This is a genomic window from Micromonospora sp. NPDC048871 (genome assembly GCF_043198155.1).
Taxonomy (GTDB): Bacteria; Actinomycetota; Actinomycetes; order Mycobacteriales; family Micromonosporaceae; genus Micromonospora.
In genome coordinates, this window is sequence record NZ_JBICUM010000001.1 from 223,962 (window position 1) to 244,249 (window position 20,288).

At 73.5% G+C, this 20,288-nt stretch carries 17 protein-coding genes and 1 riboswitch; of the genes, 7 read left to right on the forward strand and 10 right to left on the reverse strand.

The window, feature by feature from the left end; translation table 11 throughout:
• Nucleotides 1–145 precede the first annotated feature (145 nt).
• Nucleotides 146–517 (reverse strand): hypothetical protein, encoded by a 372-nt coding sequence (locus ACGFIK_RS01065; protein ID WP_327022157.1) that lies wholly within the window; start codon nucleotides 515–517, stop codon nucleotides 146–148.
• 181 nt (nucleotides 518–698) lie between these two features.
• Here ACGFIK_RS01065 and ACGFIK_RS01070 point away from each other — a divergent pair, with 181 nt between their 5' ends.
• Nucleotides 699–5,273, forward strand: coding sequence for an ATP-dependent helicase (locus ACGFIK_RS01070; protein WP_327022158.1), 4,575 nt, complete (start codon nucleotides 699–701; stop codon nucleotides 5,271–5,273).
• Nucleotides 5,274–5,315: 42 nt separating this feature from the next.
• Here ACGFIK_RS01070 and ACGFIK_RS01075 read toward each other — a convergent pair whose 3' ends face one another.
• Nucleotides 5,316–5,996 carry a hypothetical protein gene (locus tag ACGFIK_RS01075; protein WP_327022159.1) on the reverse strand — a complete coding sequence of 227 codons (681 nt, stop codon included), beginning with the start codon at nucleotides 5,994–5,996 and terminating at the stop codon, nucleotides 5,316–5,318.
• A 67-nt stretch (nucleotides 5,997–6,063) separates the two neighbouring features.
• Here ACGFIK_RS01075 and ACGFIK_RS01080 point away from each other — a divergent pair, with 67 nt between their 5' ends.
• Both ACGFIK_RS01080 and ACGFIK_RS01085 read left to right on the forward strand, forming a co-directional pair.
• Nucleotides 6,064–6,900, forward strand: coding sequence for an S-adenosyl-l-methionine hydroxide adenosyltransferase family protein (locus ACGFIK_RS01080; RefSeq protein WP_393337100.1), 837 nt, complete (start codon nucleotides 6,064–6,066; stop codon nucleotides 6,898–6,900).
• A gap of 64 nt (nucleotides 6,901–6,964) precedes the next feature.
• The gene (locus ACGFIK_RS01085; protein WP_327022160.1) at nucleotides 6,965–7,192 is read left to right on the forward strand and encodes a CPCC family cysteine-rich protein; all 228 of its coding nucleotides are present in this window, start codon (nucleotides 6,965–6,967) and stop codon (nucleotides 7,190–7,192) included.
• A gap of 43 nt (nucleotides 7,193–7,235) precedes the next feature.
• Here ACGFIK_RS01085 and ACGFIK_RS01090 read toward each other — a convergent pair whose 3' ends face one another.
• Nucleotides 7,236–8,435 carry a hypothetical protein gene (locus ACGFIK_RS01090; RefSeq protein ID WP_327022161.1) on the reverse strand — a complete coding sequence of 400 codons (1,200 nt, stop codon included), beginning with the start codon at nucleotides 8,433–8,435 and terminating at the stop codon, nucleotides 7,236–7,238.
• A 111-nt stretch (nucleotides 8,436–8,546) separates the two neighbouring features.
• Here ACGFIK_RS01090 and ACGFIK_RS01095 point away from each other — a divergent pair, with 111 nt between their 5' ends.
• Nucleotides 8,547–9,341 carry a DNA-formamidopyrimidine glycosylase family protein gene (locus tag ACGFIK_RS01095; RefSeq protein WP_327022162.1) on the forward strand — a complete coding sequence of 265 codons (795 nt, stop codon included), beginning with the start codon at nucleotides 8,547–8,549 and terminating at the stop codon, nucleotides 9,339–9,341.
• A 180-nt stretch (nucleotides 9,342–9,521) separates the two neighbouring features.
• A complete protein-coding gene (locus ACGFIK_RS01100) occupies nucleotides 9,522–13,160 on the forward strand; it encodes a hypothetical protein (protein ID WP_327022163.1) in 3,639 nt (1,212 codons plus the stop codon).
• Nucleotides 13,161–13,225: 65 nt separating this feature from the next.
• Here the strand turns inward: ACGFIK_RS01100 and ACGFIK_RS01105 are convergent, their stop codons facing one another.
• The 7 genes from ACGFIK_RS01105 to ACGFIK_RS01135 all read right to left on the reverse strand — a co-directional run bounded on the left by ACGFIK_RS01105 (nucleotide 13,226) and on the right by ACGFIK_RS01135 (nucleotide 19,401).
• The gene (locus ACGFIK_RS01105) at nucleotides 13,226–14,008 is read right to left on the reverse strand and encodes a hypothetical protein (RefSeq protein WP_327022164.1); all 783 of its coding nucleotides are present in this window, start codon (nucleotides 14,006–14,008) and stop codon (nucleotides 13,226–13,228) included.
• Between the two features lie 22 nt (nucleotides 14,009–14,030).
• Nucleotides 14,031–14,888, reverse strand: a complete 858-nt coding sequence (locus ACGFIK_RS01110) for a PspA/IM30 family protein (protein ID WP_327022165.1) — start codon at nucleotides 14,886–14,888, stop codon at nucleotides 14,031–14,033.
• A gap of 194 nt (nucleotides 14,889–15,082) precedes the next feature.
• Nucleotides 15,083–15,523, reverse strand: coding sequence for a helix-turn-helix transcriptional regulator (locus ACGFIK_RS01115; RefSeq protein WP_327022166.1), 441 nt, complete (start codon nucleotides 15,521–15,523; stop codon nucleotides 15,083–15,085).
• A gap of 125 nt (nucleotides 15,524–15,648) precedes the next feature.
• The gene (locus tag ACGFIK_RS01120; protein WP_393337105.1) at nucleotides 15,649–16,212 is read right to left on the reverse strand and encodes a CinA family protein; all 564 of its coding nucleotides are present in this window, start codon (nucleotides 16,210–16,212) and stop codon (nucleotides 15,649–15,651) included.
• A gap of 67 nt (nucleotides 16,213–16,279) precedes the next feature.
• Entirely contained in the window at nucleotides 16,280–16,873 is a 594-nt protein-coding gene (gene pgsA, locus ACGFIK_RS01125; protein ID WP_327022167.1) for a CDP-diacylglycerol--glycerol-3-phosphate 3-phosphatidyltransferase, read from the reverse strand.
• A gap of 53 nt (nucleotides 16,874–16,926) precedes the next feature.
• Nucleotides 16,927–18,405 (reverse strand): 30S ribosomal protein S12 methylthiotransferase RimO, encoded by a 1,479-nt coding sequence (gene rimO, locus ACGFIK_RS01130; RefSeq protein ID WP_327022168.1) that lies wholly within the window; start codon nucleotides 18,403–18,405, stop codon nucleotides 16,927–16,929.
• 66 nt (nucleotides 18,406–18,471) lie between these two features.
• A complete protein-coding gene (locus tag ACGFIK_RS01135) occupies nucleotides 18,472–19,401 on the reverse strand; it encodes an ornithine cyclodeaminase family protein (protein ID WP_327022169.1) in 930 nt (309 codons plus the stop codon).
• Nucleotides 19,402–19,496: 95 nt separating this feature from the next.
• Nucleotides 19,497–19,561: riboswitch (guanidine-III (ykkC-III) riboswitch) on the forward strand.
• 57 nt (nucleotides 19,562–19,618) lie between these two features.
• On the opposite strand from ACGFIK_RS01135, the gene ACGFIK_RS01140 reads away from it, so the two are divergent.
• A complete protein-coding gene (locus ACGFIK_RS01140; protein ID WP_327022170.1) occupies nucleotides 19,619–19,933 on the forward strand; it encodes an SMR family transporter in 315 nt (104 codons plus the stop codon).
• Nucleotides 19,934–20,019: 86 nt separating this feature from the next.
• Complete coding sequence (locus ACGFIK_RS01145) at nucleotides 20,020–20,247, forward strand: hypothetical protein (RefSeq protein WP_327022171.1); 228 nt, start codon at nucleotides 20,020–20,022, stop codon at nucleotides 20,245–20,247.
• Nucleotides 20,248–20,288: the final 41 nt, after the last annotated feature.

Genomic DNA, 20,288 nt, shown 5'->3' on the forward strand with positions numbered 1-20,288 from the left:
GGCAGCGGCGCCCGTGTCGGGTGCCTGGCGCCTGATAAGGATCAGACGACAGTTCAGGACACCAATGGGCTAGTTCGCCGAAAAAGCCCCATATTCACCTTCGGTCTGGCCAGGGCATCACCCCGGCCCCCGGGTCGGTGCCGGATCAGCGGTGAGGGGCCGGTGGGACCGGGTCGCGCCCGGGACGGGGGTCCACCATCAGGTCCGGTCGGCCGATCCGCCGGGCCACCTTGTTGACCAGCCGCTGGGTGGCGGTCAGGGAGCGCACGGACAGCAGTCGGCCCCGGCTCTCCCGGCGCAGTACGAAGTAGTGCACGGCGACCCGCACCTGGGCCCGGTCGGCCGCGCTGGCCTGTGCGGTGACGAGGACCAACTCCCGCAGGCAGTCGGCCAGCCGCTCGGCCAACTCCAGGTCGGCTCCGCGCAGCCCGGCGCGCAGGGCCACCACCCGACTGTCGACCTTGCGAATCAGGACATCGGTGCCGGAGGTCCCTGGGCCCCGCTGCTCGACGGCCATCCGATCTCCTCACCCATCAGCACACCGCGGGTGAAGTTACTTTATGTTGCCTGACCTAAGCAAGCAGTTAAGTAAGACTTAACGGATTAAGCGCTCAGACAGCGACTAAAGCCTTAACTGCCCAATAACCCACCAGGGGTTCGGGTCGGCGGACCTCCAGGGTCCGGGGCAGGATGGGCTGGTGGCACCATCAAGTGCGGCCCCGACCGGTGGGGCGACCCTCTCCCGGTTCGGTGCGGCCACCCGGGAATGGTTCAGCGCCGCCTTCGAGGCACCTACGGCAGCCCAGGCCGGTGCCTGGGCCGCGGTCGCCGCCGGACGCAACGCCCTGGTGGTGGCGCCGACCGGCTCCGGCAAGACCCTGGCCGCCTTCCTCTGGTCCCTGGACCGGCTGGCCCGCGACCCCGCCCCGGCCGAACCCCGGCACCGGTGCCGGGTGCTCTACGTCAGCCCCCTGAAGGCCCTGGCGGTGGACGTCGAACGTAATCTCCGGGCCCCCCTGGCCGGCATCCGACAGGCCGCCAGCCGGCTCGGGCTGCCCCCGCCGGAGATCACCGTAGGGATGCGTACCGGCGACACCCCGGCGGACGAGCGCCGGGCCTTCGCCCGTACCCCACCGGACATCCTGATCACCACCCCGGAATCGCTGTTCCTGTTGTTGACCTCCGCGGCCCGCGACTCGCTGCGCGGGGTGCAGACGGTGATCCTGGACGAGGTGCACGCGGTGGCCGGCACCAAGCGCGGGGCCCACCTGGCGCTCTCCCTGGAGCGGCTGGACGAACTGTTGCCGGCGGCGGCGCAGCGGATCGGGCTCTCCGCGACCGTTCGACCGATCGAGGAGTGCGCCCGGTTCCTCGGCGGTTCCCGACCGGTCGAGGTGGTCGCCCCGACCACCGCCAAGACCATCGAGGTCAGCGTCCAGGTGCCGGTGGAGGACATGACCCGCCTGGACGAGCAACCCGGCCCCGAGGAGGGGCTGGACGGCCCGCGCACCGCCTCGATCTGGCCCGCCCTGGAGGAACGGGTGTACGCCCTGATCCAGGCACACCGTTCCACGATCGTGTTCACCAACTCCCGGCGCAGCGCCGAGCGACTCTGCGCCCGCCTCAACGAGCTGGCCGCCGAGGAGTCCCCCCAGGAGTCGCCGACGGCACGGCCCACCGGGGTCACCGCCACCCCGGCGCGGATCATGGCTCAGGCCGGTGCGATGGCCGGGGCCCTGCCGGTGATCGCCCGGGCCCACCACGGCAGTGTCTCCCGGGAGGAACGCCGGCACATCGAGGAGTCACTCAAGGCAGGTCAACTGCCCGCGGTGGTGGCCACCTCCAGCCTGGAACTCGGCATCGACATGGGCTCGGTCGACCTGGTGGTGCAGATCGAGGCACCGCCGAGCGTGGCCGCCGGTCTCCAGCGGGTGGGCCGGGCCGGGCACCAGGTAGGCGCGGTGTCGCGGGGGGTGGTGCTGCCCAAGCACCGGGGGGATCTGCTCTCCTGCGCGGTGGTGGCCGAGCGGATGAGCGAGGCCCGGATCGAGGAACTGCACCATCCCCGCAACCCGCTGGACGTGCTCGCCCAGCAGATCGTCGCGATGGTCGCCCTGGACGAGTGGCGGGTCGAGGACCTGGCGGCCGTGGTCCGCCGGGCGGCGCCCTTCGCCGAGTTGCCCGACTCGGCCCTGCACGCCGTACTGGACATGCTCTCCGGGCGCTATCCCTCTACCGCCTTCGCGGAGTTGCGTCCCCGGCTGGTCTGGGATCGCGCCACCGATGTGCTGACCGGCCGCCCGGGGGCCCAGCGGCTGGCGGTGACCAGCGGCGGCACCATTCCGGACCGGGGACTGTTCGGCGTCTTCCTGGCCGGGGCGGAACGCGCCGCCCGGGTCGGCGAACTGGACGAGGAGATGGTCTACGAGTCCCGGGTGGGCGACGTCTTCCTGCTCGGCTCCTCCTCCTGGCGGATCGAGGAGATCACCCCGGATCGGGTGCTGGTCTCCCCCGCCCCCGGGCAGGCCGCCAAGATGCCGTTCTGGAAGGGCGACCAGCCGGGCCGCCCGGTGGAACTGGGCCGGGCGATCGGGGCGCGGATCCGGACCCTGCTGCGCAAGGGCGACGAGGAGGCCACCGCCGCGCTGCGGGCCGCCGGGCTGGACGACTGGGCTGCCGGGAACCTACTGGCCTACCTGCGCGAACAGCAGGCCGCCACCCGCTCCCTGCCGGATGACCGGACGGTCGTGGTCGAGCGGTTCCGCGACGAGCTGGGCGACTGGCGACTGGCCGTGCACAGTGTGCTCGGGGCCCGGGTCAACGCGCCCTGGGCCCTGGCCCTAGCCCGTCGACTCGCCGAACGCTACGGGATGGACGCCCAGGTCCTGCCCTCCGACGACGGGATCGTCGTACGGCTGCCGGACACCGCCGACAGCCCGCCCGGCGCCGACGTGGTGGCCTTCGACCCCGAGGAGATCGCCCAGCTGGTGGAGGAGTCCGTCGGCTCCTCGGCACTGTTCGCCGCCCGGTTCCGGGAGTGCGCCGCCCGCTCGCTGTTGCTGCCCCGCCGTGACCCCCGCCGCCGGCAGCCGCTGTGGCAGCAGCGGCAACGCGCCGCCCAACTGCTCGACGTGGCCCGCGAGTACGCCGATTTCCCGGTCACCCTGGAGGCGGCCCGGGAGTGCCTGCAGGATGTGTTCGACGTACCCGCCCTGGTTGAGGTGATGCGCGACCTGGCCGGCCGCCGGGTCCGGCTGGTCGAGGTGGAGACCCCCCGGCCCTCACCGTTCGCCCGGTCCCTGCTCTTCGGGTACGTCGGCGCCTTCCTCTACGAGGGCGACGCCCCGCTGGCCGAGCGGCGGGCCGCCGCCCTGGCCCTGGACTCCGCCCTGCTGGGTGAGCTGCTGGGCCGGGTGGACCTGCGCGAGTTGCTGGACCCGGTGGTGCTGGCCGAGTCCGAGCGGCAACTGCGCTGGTTGACTCCCCAGCGCCGGCCCCGCGACGCGGAGGACGTGGTCGAGTTGCTGCGCCAGCTCGGCGACCTGAGCACCGGGGAGCTGGCCGAGCGTGGGGTGCCGCTGGACTGGCTTACCGAGCTGACGGCCAGCCGCCGGGTGCTGCCGGTACGCATCGCCGGGCAGGACCGTTGGGTGGTCGTGGAGGACGCCGGTCGGCTGCGCGACGCCCTGGGGGTGGCCCTGCCGGTGGGGGTGGCCCAGGCGTACCTCGAACCGGTGGCCGACCCGCTGGGCGACCTGGTGGCCCGGTACGCCCGGACCCACGGCCCGTTCGCGGCGGCCAGCTGCGCGGCCCGGTTCGGGTTGGGGGTCTTCGTGGTGGAGCAGGCGCTGCGCCGCCTGGCCGCCACCGGGCGGGTGGTCTCCGGCGAGTTCACCCCGGAAAGCGTCGGCACCCAGTGGTGTGACGCCGAGGTGCTGCGGCTGCTGCGCCGCCGATCCCTGGCCGCGCTGCGCCGGGAGATCGAGCCGGTGCCGCCCCGGGCGCTGGCCACCTTCCTGCCCCGGTGGCAGCAGGTCGGCTCCTCGGCCCGGGGGGTGGAGGCGGTGGCCGCCGTCGTGGAGCAGTTGCAGGGGATGTCCGTGCCCGCCTCGGCACTGGAACGGTTGGTGCTCCCGGCCCGGGTGGCCGACTACTCCCCCGCCCTGCTCGACGAACTCTGCGCCAGCGGCGAGGTGCTGTGGGCCGGTGCCGGGGCGATCTCCGGCGGGGACGGCTGGGTCAGCCTGGCCTACGCCGACCTGGCACCGCTGCTGCTCCCGATGCCGGACGAGACTCTGGCCCGTACCCCCTTGCACGAGGCCGTGCTGGACGCCCTCGGCGAGGGGCAGGCGTTGTTCTTCCGGGCGCTGGCCGACCGGGTCGGTGCCACCGACGACGCCGAGCTGACCGGAGTCCTCTGGGATCTGGTCTGGGCCGGGCACCTGACCAACGACACCCTGGCCCCCCTGCGGGCGGCCCTCGGTGGGGGCGGCGCGCACCGGGCCCGACCTACCGCGGCCCGCAGTCGCTACCGGCGTCCGGGGCGGGTGGCCCTGCCCAGCCGGGGCGGCCCGCCGACGGTGGCCGGCCGCTGGTCCCGGTTGCCCGAACGGGACACCGATCCGACCCGACGGGCCGCGGCCCTGGCCGACGTGCTGCTGGAACGACACGGTGTGCTGACCCGGGGGGCGGTCGTGGCCGAGCAGGTGGCCGGCGGCTTCGCGGCGGTCTATCCGGTGCTGGCCGCCATGGAGGAACGCGGCGCCGCCCGACGTGGCTACTTCGTCGACGGGCTGGGCGCGGCACAGTTCGCCGTGCCCGGGGCGGTGGACCGGATCCGCGCCCTGGCCGAGCCGCTGGACGCCCCGAAGACTCCCGGTGGCCCGGCCCTGGTGCTGGCCGCCACCGATCCGGCCAACCCGTACGGCGCGGCGTTGCCCTGGCCGGACCGGGTGGTCGACTCCGGCGACGCGGCCACACCGGGCACCGGCCACCGGGCCGGGCGCAAGGCCGGCGCCCTGGTCGTGCTGGTCGCCGGTGACCTGGTGCTCTACGTGGAGCGGGGCGGGCGGACCCTGCTCTCCTACACCGACGACCCGGAGGCCCTGGCCGCCGCCGGTAAGGCCCTGGCCGGTGCGGTGGCCTCCGGCGCGTTGGGGCCGATCTCGGTGGAGCGGGCCGACGGCCAGTCGGTGCGCTCCTCCGCGCTGAGCGACGCCCTCACCGCCGCCGGTTTCCGGGCCACCCCCCGCGGTCTGCGCCTGCGCGCCTGATCCTGCCGACCACCCCGCACGGTGCCCGACCGCGCCGCTCGCTCAGTGCAGGTCGGCTAGGACCTTCTCGTAGCGGGGTCGGTCGGCCTTCGGGGTCGGCCCCTCCAGGTAGTTGAGCACGATGGTGCCCCGGCGGTGGGAGGCCCCGCTCCACAGTTCGGCCATGTCGATGGCGCTGCCCTCGTCGGGGAAGACGTACACCCCGATGTTGTCCGTGACGATCAGCTCGGAGCAGCCCAGTCCCAGACCGTCCGGCCCGCACTCGACCGAGCGGTTGCGCGAGTTGGCGACCTTCAGGCCGGCCTTGCGGAAGGCCGCTACGACCTCCCGGGCGCTGGGTGCCCCCGGCTGGCGGGGCGGCAGCTCCACCGGCGGTGGGCTCAGCGGCAGCCGGGGGGAGGTGCTGTCCGGCCCGGGCTTGGCCTCCGGCGGCGCGGGCGGGGCCGGTGGGACGGCGGCGCTCGCTGTGGTGGCGGGCTCCGGGGCGGCGGCCGAGGTGGCCGGTTCGGCCGAGGAGGGCGTCGGTACGGCCGGGGTGGCCGCCGGTAGGGAGGTGGACGGCGCCGGGGCGGCCGTGGACGGCCGATCCGGGTCACCGCCGCAGCCGGTCAGCGCGACAGCGGCCGTGAGCAGGACGACGGCGGGGAGGATCATCCGTTGGGTCACTCCTGGCAGTCTGCCCAACTCGGCCCAGACCGTGCAGTGGCCGGTCGGCCAGTGCACCTGTCACCTATCCGGCAGGTGGCCGTCCTGGCACCGGTGCCGGTGGGCGGACGTACCATCCGATGCCGTGACCAGCAGTGCGCACCTCACCGGGTCGACCCAGATCGTCTCCCTGACCACCGACTACGGCCTGGCCGACGGCTTCGTGGCGGCCTGCCACGGGGTGATCGCCCGGCTGGCCCCGAGCCTCCGGGTGATCGACGTGACCCACCTGGTGCCACCGGGCGACATCCGTCGGGGTGCGGCCGTGCTCGCGCAGACCGTGCCGTACCTGCCGGTCGGGGTGCACGTGGCGGTGGTCGACCCGGGGGTGGGCACGGCCCGCCGGGGCATCGCCCTGGCCACCCCCGGTGGCCTGCTGGTCGGGCCGGACAACGGGCTGCTGATCGACGCGGCCACCGCGCTCGGCGGGGTCACCGAGGCGGTGGAGTTGACCAACCCGCGGTGGCTGGCGCAGCGGGTGTCGGCCACCTTCCACGGGCGGGACGTCTTCGCTCCGGTCGCGGCCCGGTTGGCCTCCGGCGCCCCGTTGTCCGAGGCCGGTCCGGCCGTCGAGGTGTCTACCCTGATCCGGCTGCCCGAGCCGGTGGTCGAGGTACGTCCGGACGGCTTCACCGCCGAGGTGTTGACGGTCGACCACTTCGGCAACCTCCAACTGGCCGCCCCGGCCGACCTGCTGCTGGCCCTGCCGGCCCGGGTCCGGATCCGCCCGGTCGGCGAGCAGACCTGGGAGCGGGTCGCGGTGCATGGTCGTACCTTTGGGGACGCTTCGCCCGGTGCCCTGGTGGCGCACCCGGACTCGGCCGGTCGGGTCGCCCTGTCGACCAACGGTGGCCGGGCGGCCGAGGTGCTCGGTGTCGCTGCCGGTACGCTGCTGCGGGTCGATGGGCTCGCCGACTGCTGACCGGTCCGGCGCCACACGCACGAAACCTCCATTGTGGAAGGCTGTCGGAGTGGAAGATCGCTGGGTGCCTGCCGCCTGTCCCTGCTGCGCGTCGCGTACCGGCGGCGGCACCTGTCCGGTGTGTTTCTGGACCGACGACGGCCAGGCCGACGCCGACGCCGAGGTGGTGCGGGGCGGTCCCAACGGGGAGCTGAGCCTGACCATGGCCCGGCTCAACTTCGCCGTCTACGGCGCCTGCCACCCCCGCTACCAGGATTCGGTACGCCCCCCTCGGCCCGAGGAACTGCCCTGACCCGGCCGGGCCGGGGTGCTCCGACCCCGACCCGATCCGGCCCTCAGCAGACCGGCACCGCGCCGCCCCAGACCGCCGAGATGTACGCGTGGCTGACGAACTGCCCGCTGGCCAGTCGATTCCACCGGTTGGTGGTGCGGTACGGGCCGGTCACGGTCTGCCCGGTCACGTAACACTCGATCGGCACGCTGGCGTACTGGGCCGCCAGGCCCCGGGTGGCGTAGTTGGTGCCCGGGCCGGTGCGGATGTTCAGCGGACCGTCTCCGACCACCCCCCGGGTGCCGGTACCCGTCCACAGGTAGGCCACGTCGACCCAGGCGTTCGTGGTCAGTTGCAGCCCGTCGAAGAAGGTCCCGTCGGCCAGGTCGATGCCGGCCGGGTTGAGCACCACCCGTCCGAACTGGTCCCGCCCGCCGTTGTAGCCGGACTGGTAGGCGGCCTGGGCCTCCGGTCGACCCTGCGGCAGATCCTTCCAGTTCTCCCGCACCCCGCTGATGTTCCAGTAGTCGTCGCGGGTGTTCCACGGGCCGATGTCCCAGACCGGGGCGTACTCGCATCGGCTGCCGGGAGTGGTGCAGACCCGGACGGTGTAGTCCCCGCTGTTGCGGGGCGACAGGCTGCGCCCGGAGGGCAGGGCCACGAAGTGGTCACCGGGCACGATGACGTGCCCGTTCGCGGTCGTGTTGCCGACCAGACCGATCCGGGTGGCGAACACCCGGAAGGTGAGGCCGGGGGTGGCCGCGGTGATGGTGGGGACCTCGTCGGCGGTGAGCCGGACGGACCGGACCTGGGCGCTCGCGCCGGACCGGCTGGCGGTGAGCGTCACCCGGGTCTGCACCCGAGTGACCGGGCCGTCGAAGACGGCGGCCGGGCCGGCCGCACGCCACTCGGTCCAGCCGCCGGTCCGCCACCCTCGGACCTGGACCGTAGCGGCGGCCCCCGGCCTGACCGTGGCGGTGACCTCGGCCCGGACCCGGGTGGCCGGGGCGGCCAGGGTACGGGCGGGGGTCACCAGCATTCCCTCGGCGACGAGGCTGTGCCGCCCCGGGGCCGTGGGTGGGCGGGCATCGGCCAGTCGCAGACCGGCCCGGGTGTGCCGGACGTTGACGTCGTCGGCGTCCACGACGGACAGGTCCACCTGCCACCGGTCGGTACGGGCGGCGGAGGCGGGTGTCGGGTGCAGGGTCACCGCCAGCAGGGTGGCCAGGGCCATCGAGAGGAACGGAATACGGAGAGAATTCATGTCAATCCTCCATGTAGTTGGCTAATCCTGCCCAGATCGGCACAGCGATGAGAAGTGCGCTACAGATAGCGATACACGTGAATTGCGCTCGAAAGGGGGGATAATGGCGGGATGCCCGAGGGTGACACCGTGTGGAACACCGCCCGTCTCCTGGCTCGCACCCTCACCGGAGCTCGGCTGACCGGCAGCGACTTCCGGGTGCCCCGGTTGGCCACCACCGACCTGACCGACTGGCGGGTGACCGACTGCGCCAGCCGCGGCAAGCACCTGCTGCTCCGGCTGGCGGAGCCGACCGGCGGGGCACCCTGGACCCTGCACTCCCACCTGCGGATGGACGGCACCTGGCGGGTGTACGCCCCGGGGCAACGCTGGACCGCCCGCCCGACCCACCTGATCCGGGTGGTGCTGACCACGGCCACCGCCACCGCGGTCGGCTACCACCTGCACGAGGTGACGCTGGTGCCGACCGCCGAGGAGCACCGGCTGGTCGGGCACCTCGGCCCCGACCTGCTGGGGCCGGACTGGGACCCGGCCGAGGCGGTCCGCCGGTTGGCCGACCGACCGGCCGAGAGCATCGCGGAGGCCCTGCTGGACCAGCGCAACCTGGCCGGTGTCGGCAACCTCTACAAGTGCGAGCTGCTGTTCCTGCGCGGAGTCAACCCGCGTACCCGGGTGGAGGCCGTGCCGGACCTTCCGGGCCTGGTAGCCCTGGCGCACGATTTGCTGGCCGCCAACCGGGGCCGATGGACCCAGAGCACCACCGGGTCACTTCGTCGGGGCAAGACCAGCTACGTGTACGGGCGGCGGGCCCAGCCGTGCCGGCGGTGCGGCACCGCCATCCGCAAGGAGGAACTGGGCGAACGGGTCACCTACTGGTGCCCCCGCTGCCAGCCCGCCCCAACCTGACCGCGGCGGGGTGGCGGGCGACAACACGCCGAATGAGCAGCAAATTGACACGATTGGGTACTTCCTTGCCGGCCGGTCAGGTCGCATGCTGCGGTTGAGCGCTCACGGATAGTCAATGCAGCGTGATGCGGCCGACCACGTCGGGGTGGTGACCGCCGCGCCCCGATCACCGGGAGAGCCATGGCCGTCTTCCGTAGACTCCGGTCGACCTGGCTCGACCGGACCACCCGCAGCGATCAACCGGCTCCGCCCGCCACCCTGCCCGCCGCCCGTACCGATTCGGCGCCGGACGCCCTGGCCGGCCCCGAATCCGCCGGCAGCCCGGCCCCGGCCAGCCTGGACCCGGCGGCGGCGCCCCGTTGTTTCGGCCCGGTGCCCAACCACGCCCACAGCCCCCTGCCGGTGCTAGACGACACCGGGGCGGTGCTGGCCGGCACGGGGATCCGCAAGTTCCTGGACCCCCTGCCCGGTCTGGGCCTGGCGGGACGCACCCCGCTGGGGGCCGGACTTCCGGTGGCGCTGCCGGACACCATCAGCCATCCCGGCTGCGACTACTACGAGATCGGGCTGACGGAGTACACCCAGCGGCTGCACCGGGACCTGCCGGCGACCCGGCTGCGCGGCTACCGGCAACTGAACCTGGGCACCGACGCCGACGGACACAACACCCTCGCCCCGCCGCCCCGGGCCTGGTACCTGGGCCCGGTCATCCTGGCCCGCCGGGGCCGACCGGTACGGATCAAGTTCATCAACCAACTGCCCACCGGACCGGCCGGCGAACTCTTCCTCCCGGTGGATCCGACAGTGCCCGCCACCGGCCCGGGACCCCTCGGCGGGCCGGCCCCCTACCCGCAGAACCGGGCGGTGCTGCACCTGGCCGGGGCGCACACCGGCTGGATCAGCGCCGGCAACCCCCACCAGTGGATCACCCCGGCCGGTGAGATCACCCCCTATCCGACCGGGGTGGGCCTGCGCCACGTACCGGACATGCCGCCTCCCGGGCCGGGGGCCACGACCCTGTACTTCCCGAACGAGCAGAGCGGACGGCTGCTCTGGTTCCACGACAACACCATCGGAATGTCCCGGCTGACTGTCTACTCCGGACAGTCCGCGCTCTGTCTGCTAGCCGACGAGGCGCAGGACCGGCTGGTGGCCGAGGGGGTACTGCCCGACGATCAACTGCCCCTGGTCTTCGAGGACAAGACCTTCGTACCGGACGACGCCCAGCTCGCCGAGCAGGATCCGACCTGGGACCGGCACCGCTGGGGAGCCCGGGGCAACCTGTGGCACCCGCACGTCTACCAGCCCCGGCAGAACCCGTACCAACCCGACGGGGGCAACCCCACCGGCCGATGGGACTACGGCCCCTGGTCTCGTACCGTGCCGGCGGCCGGACCGCAGGCCGGGCCGGTGCCGAACCCGCGCCACGACCCGGACGGCGATCCGGCGGAGCCCCCGGAGGTGCCCGGGGTCCCCCACCCCAGCGCGGTACCGGCCGTCTACGGCGACACCGTGCTGGTCAACGGCGCCGCCTACCCCTACCTGGAGGTCGAACCCCGGGTGTACCGGTGGCGCATCCTCAACGCCTGCACCGACCGCTGGCTGAACCTCCAGCTCTACCGGGCCGGCTCGGACGAGCCGATGTGGCACCCGGACGACCGGCTGGCCGACGCCCAGGCCGGTGAGGTGCCGATGGTCGAGGCGGTACGGGCACCGGGGCGGCCGGCGGGCTGGCCCACGGACGGTCGTCCCGGCGGTGTCCCCGACCCGGGGGCCAGCGGCCCACCACTGATCCGGATCGGCAACGAGTGCGGGCTGCTGCCGGCCCCCGTGGTGATCCCCAACCGGCCGGTGGGGTTCCGCTACGACCGGCGCGATCCGGGGGTGCTCAATGTCGACGGGCACGCCCTGCTGCTGGCCCCCGGCGAGCGGGCCGACGTGCTGGTGGACTTCGCCACGGTGACCCCGGGCAGCACCCTGATCCTCTACAACGACTGTCCCGCCCCGTTTCCCGCCTTCGACCCCCGCTACGACCAGCACACCGGTGCGGCCGACCGGACCGCCGAGGGGGGCCCGCCACCCACCCTGCCCGGTTACGGTCCGAACACCCGGACCCTGGTGCAGATCCGGGTCACCGGCACCCCCGCGCAGCCGTACGACCTGGACCGGCTGCGCGAGCGACTACCGACGGCGTACGCGGCCAGCCAACGCCCCCCGATCGTGCCGGACCCGGCGTACGACCCCTGCTTCGGCACGGTCACCGCCGGGACGACCCGGATCCCGGTGCACGCCACCGGGGTCGAGTTCGTCCCCACCGGTGCCCCCGGCCCGGTCACCCTGCCGCTGACCGTCAAGGCGGTGCGGCAGGTCTTCGAGGCCGAACACGGCCGACTCACCGGGCGACTGGGGGTGGCGCATCCGCACGCCGGGCCCCGCGCCGAGACCCTCCTGCCGCTGGGGCCGACCGACCCGGCCACCGAGTTGCTGCACGTCAGCGACCCGGCGGTGCCGGTCGGGGCGCCCGGCGACGGCACCCAGCTGTGGCGGGTGTGCGGCACCGGCCGGCAGAGCCATCCGGTGCGCTTCGACGGGCTGGACGTGCAGGTGGTCGGCCGGGTAGGCCGCGACGGCACGATCCGCCCACCGGATCCGGGGGAACTGGGCTGGAAACAGATCGTCCGGGTGGACCCCGGCGAGGACGTGATCCTGGCGCTGCGCCCGGAGCCGCCGGCACTGCCGTTCAAGATCGGCGACAGCGTACGGCTGCTCGACCCGACCCGGCCGGTCGGCGTACCGGTCGGGTCCACCCCGGTCAGTCCGCTGGACGGGCGCCCGGCCTCGGTGGTCAACCAGCTGGTCAACCTGGGCTGGGAGTACCGCTGGTGCAGCGGTGCGGGCGGGCACCGCGACCAGGGCATGAGCCGCCCCCTGGTGGTGCGGGTGTCGCCCCGGGCACCCAGCGGGCTGACCGCCACCGCCGCGCCCGGTTCGGCCACCGCCCTACCGGCGATCAACCTGACCTGGACCGGTAACGGCAGCCGCCCACCGGCCACCAGTCACCTGCTGCAACGCGCCACCGACCCGACCTTCACCGACGGGTTGACCGAGTTGACCGTGGCGGCCACCGCCACCCGGTACACCGACGCCACCGTCACCCCCGGGGTCACCTACCACTACCGCATCCGGGCGGAGAACACCGTGGGCTGCTCCGCCTGGTCGAACAGCGTCCCGGCCTCGGTGCAGTTGGCGGCGCCGACGAAGCTGACCGCGGCGATACCACCGGCCGCGCCGCTGCGGGTGGCGCTGCGCTGGATCAACCGGTCCTTCGCGACCGGTGTGGACGTCCAGCGGGCCACCAACCCGACCTTCACCAGCGGGCCGGGCACCACTGCCATCGGGGTCGGCGACCACCACCTGGATCCCGCGGTCGCCCCGGACACCACCTACTACTACCGGGTACGCACCACCTACCTGGGTGCCGCCTCGCCCTGGTCGACCGTGGTCACGGTGACCAGTCCGCCGGCGCCGGGGGTGCCCACCTCGGTGAGCGTGGCCACCAGCTCACCCGGCCCGGACACCGCCGTGGTGGTGTTGAGCTGGGCGGCCAGCACTCCCGCCGGCCAGGGGGCCGGTTTCACCGTGCAGCGGGCCCTGGATGTGGCCTTCACCCGCGAACTGTCCACCTTCACCGTCACCGGCCGGGGCTTCACCAACACCGGCCTGGCCCGGGGCGTCACCTACCACTACCGGATCCGCTCCTTCAACGTGGTCGGCGCCTCCCCCTTCACCGCCCCCATCCCCATCACCACCCCGGACTGACCCCTGCGGTGTTGATCAAGAAGTTTCGGTCTGGATCCGTCGCCCCGACGACCAGAACCTCTTGATCAACGGGGCAGGTCGGGGGTGGGGTGGGGGCGCAGCTCGGACAGGGCCGAGGCGAAGCCGTGCAGCAGGTCTGTGGCCTCGGTCAGGCGGGCGGCGGCCGGGTGTTCGAGTTGGGGACGGTACTCCTCGGCCAGGTAGCCGGCGGCGGCCACCACCAGCCGCTCGTACGCCGCCACCCCGGCCTCCAGTTGGCCGGTGAGCGCCTGGTGCGCCTCCGCCAGGGGTGCCCGGGCCTCGGCGGGGGCCAGGCGGGCGGCCCGCTCCACACTGGCCACCCGGTTGGCCAACTCCCGCAGGGACTGCTCGGCGGCGCTGGCCTCGGCGACGGCCGGCTCGGCCAGGCCGGTCAGCCGACCGGTCATCCCGGCCATGGTCGCGGCGGCCCGGTCCAGCCGTTCCCAGGGCCCGGCGGCGCTGGTGCCCCGCAGGGCGGTGCGGGCCCGGGCCCGGCGTACCTCGGCCACCACCCCGGCACCGACCGGCAGTCGTTCCACCGCGGCGACCAGGCGGGCCCGGCTGCGGGCGGCGGCCTGGGCCGGGTCCAGGGCGGGCGGGGCCGGCTGGGCGGCCAGGGCCCGCAGGTCCACCCACCGCCAGGCGGCCAGGGCGGTGGTGGCGCCCGCGGCGGCGGCCCAGGCCGCGTCGGCCAGCCCGATCCCGGCGTACGGGGTCAGAATGACGGCCGCACCCCCGAACCCACCCGCCAGTACGCTCCACCGCCGGGCAGAGCGTCGCAGCCTGCCCAGCCGCCGGAAGTAGCGGGTGCGTTCGTCTGCTGCCACCGTCGCCTCCTAGATCCCCCGCTCAGCCGGCGGCGCTGGCGTCGCCGGTGCCCCGGTCCCGGTTCATGGTCGCCCTGATCTCGTCCAGCCGGGCCACGGCCGGGTCGGCGGTCGCCGGCTGCGCGGCACCGCCCTGGGCGGCACCGGCACCGAGCTGCTCACCGGCCATGCTGGCCCGGATCTGGTCCAGCCGGGCCGTGCCGGCGACATCCAGAGTGGCCTTCTGGATCTCCAGCATCCGCCCCTCGGCCGAGTTGCTGGCCAGTTCGGCGCGGCCCATGGCGTTGGCGTAGCGCCGCTCGATGCGGTCCCGGACCTCGTCGAGGCTGGGGGTGCTGCCGGGGGCGGTGAGGGCGGACATCGACTCCAACGAGGCGGCCACGCTCTCCTGCATCTTGGCCTGCTCCAGCTGGCTGAGCAGCTTGGCGCGCTCGGCCAGCTTCTGCTGGAGGATCATGGAATTGTTCTCCACCGCCCGGCGGGCCTGCCCGGCCGCCGCGAGGGCCTGGTCGTGCAGGGTCTTCAGGTCCTCGGCGGCCTGCTCGGCGGAGACCAGCTGGGTGGCCAGGGTCTGCGCGGACTGCTCGTAGCGCCCGGCCTCGGCCTCGTCCCCCTTGGCCCGGGCCTGGTCGGCCAGGACCAGGGCCTGACGGGCGTTGGACTGCAACCGCTCGACGTCGGACATCTGCCGGGACAGCTTCATCTCCAGCTGACGCTGGTTGCCGATCACCGCGGCGGCCTGCTGGACCAGGGCCTGGTGCTGCCGGTGCGCCTCATCGATGGCCTGCTGGAGCTGCACCTTGGGATCGGCGTGCTCGTCGATGCGGGCGCCGAAGAGCGCCATCAGGTACTTCCAACCCTTGACGAACGGGTTCGCCATCTCCGCGGTATCCCCTCAGTAGCGTTGCTGCGCCAGCCCCACCTCGGATGGCCCGGCGCGGCCACCGGCGATGGTGGGTCCATCGTCCCAGTCGAGCGCCAGCAAGACATCCGTACCGGCGACGAGGGAACGTACGCGATCAACCCTACGCGGCGGTTGCCACCGGGACCATCCGCCGACGAGCCACCCGGGGCTCAGGCGGCGCAGACCACGTCCCGGTCGGTGCGGTCGGCGGCCCGGACCCGGGTGCTGCGCAGGGTCGCCTTGAGTGGGGACTCCTGGTGCACCGAGACGGCCACCCCGTCCGCGCTGACCTGGCGTACGGCGCGGCTCGATGCCGCACCCACCGGGGTCGACTCGACCGTCTCGTTCGAGACGGGCACGAGCACCTCCGGCAACTGCTCGGCCAGCGCTACCGTGTCACTGACCTCACGCAGCAACTCGGAGAGGCGGGCGCCCAGGGCGTGGCAGATCGCGGCCAGCAGCTCGCTGGAGGGCTCCTTCTGGCCGCGTTCGATCTCGGACAGGTAGCCCAGGCTGACATTGGCGGCGGACGAGACCTCGCGCAGCGTGCGGTGCTGCCCCTGCCGGCGCGCCCGTAGTGCGTCACCGATCACCCGGCGTAGCAGGACCATCGCACCTCCCCTGGGGGACAGAGTACGCCTGACCGTGCGGCCCGGCGGCGGCACCGGCTCCGATCGACGGAGCCTTCCCGCAACCGTACCCGCTGTAGGCCGCTGCGACATCCCTCCCCGCCCGGCTAACGAGCCGCGTGGCCATTCTGAAATCTGCTCCCGACGGCCACTTCCGCGCCTTCGGCGAGCTGGGCGTGCTCGGTGAGCAGCCGCAACGCCTCGGTCACGGTGGCACCCCGGATCTGGTCGCGTCCGCCGTCGAGGTCAAGCTCACGCACCTGGGTACCGTCCGGGCCGGCGACCGCGACGAAGACCAGCCCGACCGGCTTGCCGTCCTGCGGCTCCGGGCCAGCCACTCCGGTGGTGGCCAACCCCCAGTCGGCCCCGCAGCGGCGGCGTCCCCCCTCGGCCAGCGCCACCGCCACCTCGGCGTCGACCGGGCCGCGCTCGGCCAACAGCTGTCCCGGCACCCCGGCCAGCCATTCCTTCAGCTCGGTCGCGTACACCACCAGGCCGCCCCGGTAGACGACACTGGCCCCGGCGATCTCCACGATCGTGGCGGCCAGCAGCCCTCCGGTCAGCGACTCGACCGTGGCCAGGGTCTCCCGTCGCTCGGTGAGACGGTGCACCACGGCGGCCGCCGCGCGACCCATCGATCCTTCGGCTTCTCTGACACCCACGCCTGACATCCTTCCCGACCAGCCGGGGTTCTACTCGCCGCCGCGCGGTTCGGCCGCCCAGCGGGAGCGGGACGGGTCAGCTACGGGAGCGGCGAAGGCGCAGGGCCTGGGCGATGTAGTCGAAGCCGGTGACGACGGTCACCACCACCGCCGCCCCCATGATCCAGGGACCCACACCGGCCAGCCCGGCCGGCATCGGCCACAGGTACCAGACGATGGCCAGGATCTGCAGGGCGGTCTTGACCTTGCCGCCGCGGCTGGCCGCGATCACCCCGCGCCGGATCACCCAGAACCGCAGGGCGGTGATGCCGAGTTCGCGGGCGAGGATGAGCCCGGTCACCCACCAGGGCAGCCGGTCGTAGAAGGACAGCAGCAGCAGGGCGGCGCCGGTGAGGGCCTTGTCGGCGATCGGGTCGGCCACCTTGCCGACCGCGGTGATCAACCCGAACCGGCGGGCGATCCAGCCGTCGACCAGATCCGTGGCCGAGGCGACCGCGAAGATCAGGCAGGCGGTGATCTGCCAACCGGGGTGGGTCATGCCGGCGAAGACCACGGAGACCGCGAAGACCGGTACGAGCAGCAGCCGCAGGGCGGTCAGCGCGTTGGCGGCGTTCACCACCGGCACCCCGGCCGCCACCGGAGCCGGTGTCGACTCGGTAGCGCCGGTCATCGGCCCACGCTCGGGCACCCCATGCTGTCGTTCCCTCTCGTCTCGCCCCGCCGTCACCGTGTCGCGCCGGGCGCCGCCGAGATCATCTCATCCGGCACCGCCAGCAGGTCCACTCCCTCCGTGCCGGTCACCGTGGCCCGGACCAGGTCACCCGGGCGGAGTGCGGCCAGGTCGACCCCACCGCCGTCCGGGGCGACGAGGGTGGTCGAACCGTCCACCTCCGGCGCCTGGTGGGCGGCCCGTCCCTCGACGAGATCCCCGTCGATCGAGTCGACCAGCACCTCGACGGTCGTACCGAGCCGGTCCTCGGCGCGCTGCGAGCACAGTTCGTCGGCCAACGCGCTGAGCTTGTCGTACCGGCGCTTGATGGTGGCGGCGGAGACCTTGCCGGGCAACCCGGCGGCCTCGGTGCCGTCCTCGTCGCTGTAGTCGAACATGCCGATCGCGTCCAGCCGGGCCTCGGTCAGGAATCGGACCAGTTCATCGACGTCGGCCCGGGTCTCGCCCGGGAACCCGACGATGAAGTTGCTCCGGGCCCCGGCCTGGGGGGCCAACTCCCGCGCCGAGGCCAGCAGCTCCAGGAATCGGTCGGTGGAGCCGAAACGTCGCATCCGGCGCAGCACGGGCTCGCTGGAGTGCTGGAACGACAGGTCGAAGTAGGGCGCTACCCCCGGGGTGGTGGCGATCGCCTCGATCAGGCCGGGTCGGGTCTCGGCCGGCTGGAGGTAGCTGGCCCGGACCCGGACGATGCCCTCGATCGCGGCCAGTTGCGGCAGCAGCTTCTCCAGGGCGCGGGGGTCGCCCAGGTCCTTGCCGTAGGAGGTGGAGTTCTCGCTGACCAGGACCAGCTCGCGGACACCGCTCTTGGCCAGCCACTCGGCCTCGGCCAGCAACTCGTCCGGGGTACGGGAGACGAAGGCGCCCCGGAAGGCCGGGATGGCGCAGAAGGCGCACCGGCGGTCGCAGCCGCTGGCCAGCTTGAGGGAGGCCACCGGCCCGCTGTCGAGCCGACGCCGCAGCACCGGACGCAGATGCGCCGGGGTGTGCTCGTCGACGTCCGCGCCCCGACCGTGCCCGGGCAGCGACACCGCGCTGTCCCGCCGGGCCACCGGGGTCAGCGGCAGCAGTTCCCGCCGGTCGCGGGGGGTGTGGGCGGTGAACTCGCGGCCCTCGACCACCGCGTCCAGCCGGGCGGCGATCTGCGGGTAGTCGTCGAAGCTGAGCACCGCCTGGGCCTCGGGCAGGCTGTCGGCCAACTCCCGGCCGTACCGCTCGGCCATGCAGCCCGCGGCCACCACCTTGGCGCCGGTGTCGGCGGCGGCCAGCAGGGTCTGGATCGAGTCCTGCTTGGCCTTCTCCACGAAACCGCAGGTGTTGACCACCACCACGTCGGCGCCCTCGCCGTCCGTGGTCACCTGCCAGCCGTCGGCGTGCAGTCGGGCGGCCAACTCCTCCGAGTCGACCTCGTTACGGGCACAGCCCAGGGTCAGCAGGGCTACACGACGACCGTCAGAAGAGGTGGCAGACACCATCCGAGGGTACCGGGCCGCCGCGCCTTCCCCGGCGGGGCGGGCGCGGTGTCCAACGGGTCGGGCGGATCAGCTCGGGACGACCGGGGCGAGGGTCCGGACCAACTGGTCGAGCAGGAACACCTCCGTGCCGGCCAGGCCGACCGAGCAGAAGACCGAGATCTGGTCCGCGGTGGCGCGACCCGGTGCCGCCCCGGCCAGCACCGCGCCCAGGTCACGCAACCGCGAGGCGTACGGCGCTTCGGCGGCCAGCATCGGCGGCACGTACGCCCCGGCCTGCGCCGGGGAGTCGGTGACCAGCACAGCGGCGGCGTCGAGAAGATCCGGGCCGAACTCCGTACGGTCCCGCTGTTTGAAGCCGACCGCGTTGACATGGGTGCCCGGGGTCAGGTCGGCGGCGTCCAGCACCGGGGTCGGGCTGGTGGTGGCGAGCACCACCACGTCCCGCTCGTGCACCGCGGCGCGGGCGGTGTCCACCGCGCGGGCCGGGATACCCAGTTCGGCCCGCACCCGGTCGGCGAAGGCGCTCCGACGGGCCGCCGACCGGCTGAACACGGTCACCTCCCGCAACGGGCGTACGGCGGCGGCCGCCCAGACCTGGGTCCAGGCCTGCCCGCCGGAGCCGATCACCCCCAGGGTGGTGGTGTCCGGGCGGGCCAGCGCGTCCACCGCGACCCCGCCCAGCCCACCGGTACGCCGGGACCCCAACTCCTCCCCCACCGCCACCGCCCGCACCGCGCCGGTCCGCCCGTCGTGCAGCACCACCACCTGCTCGGCTCCCGGATGACCGAAGGTGTCGTACGACCGGTAGCCGTACCACTGCCCGGTCAGGTGCCCGGCGGTGAGCACCATCCGGCCGGCGCCCAGCGGCGCGGCGGCCCGGGGCGGCGCCACCAGCCGCCCCTCGTACGCGGCCAGCAGGGCGTGGCGCATCGCCTCCACGGTGGTCGGAGCGTCCAGGGCGGCGGCGACCTCCGGATCGGAGATGAGGAGGGTCATGCCTTCCATCGTGCAACGTCAAGCGAGGTTGAGGTCCACCTCAGGTGATCGGTCTCACCTGGGCCTGGGGACCGGGGACGGTGCTACGGTCGATCCCGGTGGCCCCTGCGGCCCCCCGGACGAGTCGTGGGCGTACCCGGTCAGGTCAAGACGCCCCGGAACTGGACCCGACTCGTCCCGTGCCAGGTGGCCCGGGCGACCGTGAAGAGGTGACCCGATGGCCTGGATCGTGCTGGTGCTCTCCGGACTGCTGGAAACAGCGTGGGCGATCGCCCTGGACCGCAGCGCCGGCTTCACCCGGCCCCTCCCCTCCGCGATCTTCGCGGTCACCCTGGTGCTGAGCATGGGTGGCCTGGCGTACGCGCTGCGGGAGATCCCGGTCGGCACCGGGTACGCCGTCTGGGTGGGCATCGGGGCGACCGGCACCGCCCTGGTGGGGATGTTCGCCCTCGGTGAGTCGACCAGCCTGCCCCGGATCCTGTGTCTGCTGCTGGTGGTGGCCGGGGTGGTCGGCCTGAAGGTCTTCCACTGACCTTCATCCCAGGGGGTGGGCGTGACGGCCCGCACCAGTGGGTAGAGACCGGACGGCAGAGGAAGACTCACCATCCGGAGGCAGACATGGCCACCAGCACCGTTCGTTCGACCAGCGCCGCCCGCATCTGCACCATCGTGGGCTTCGTGTGCGCGGTTCTCGCGTTGCTGCTCAATCCGATTCTCTTCGGAGTCATCGGTCTGGTCCTCGGCATCGTCGGCGCGGTGCTCGGCGACAAGCCACTGGGCTGGTACGCCGCCGGCGCCAACGTGGTCGCCATGCTGCTCAGCATGTTGATCCTCGGCGCCCTCTGAGCCACCGACCCGCCACGGGCCCGCCGCGACACGCGGCGGGC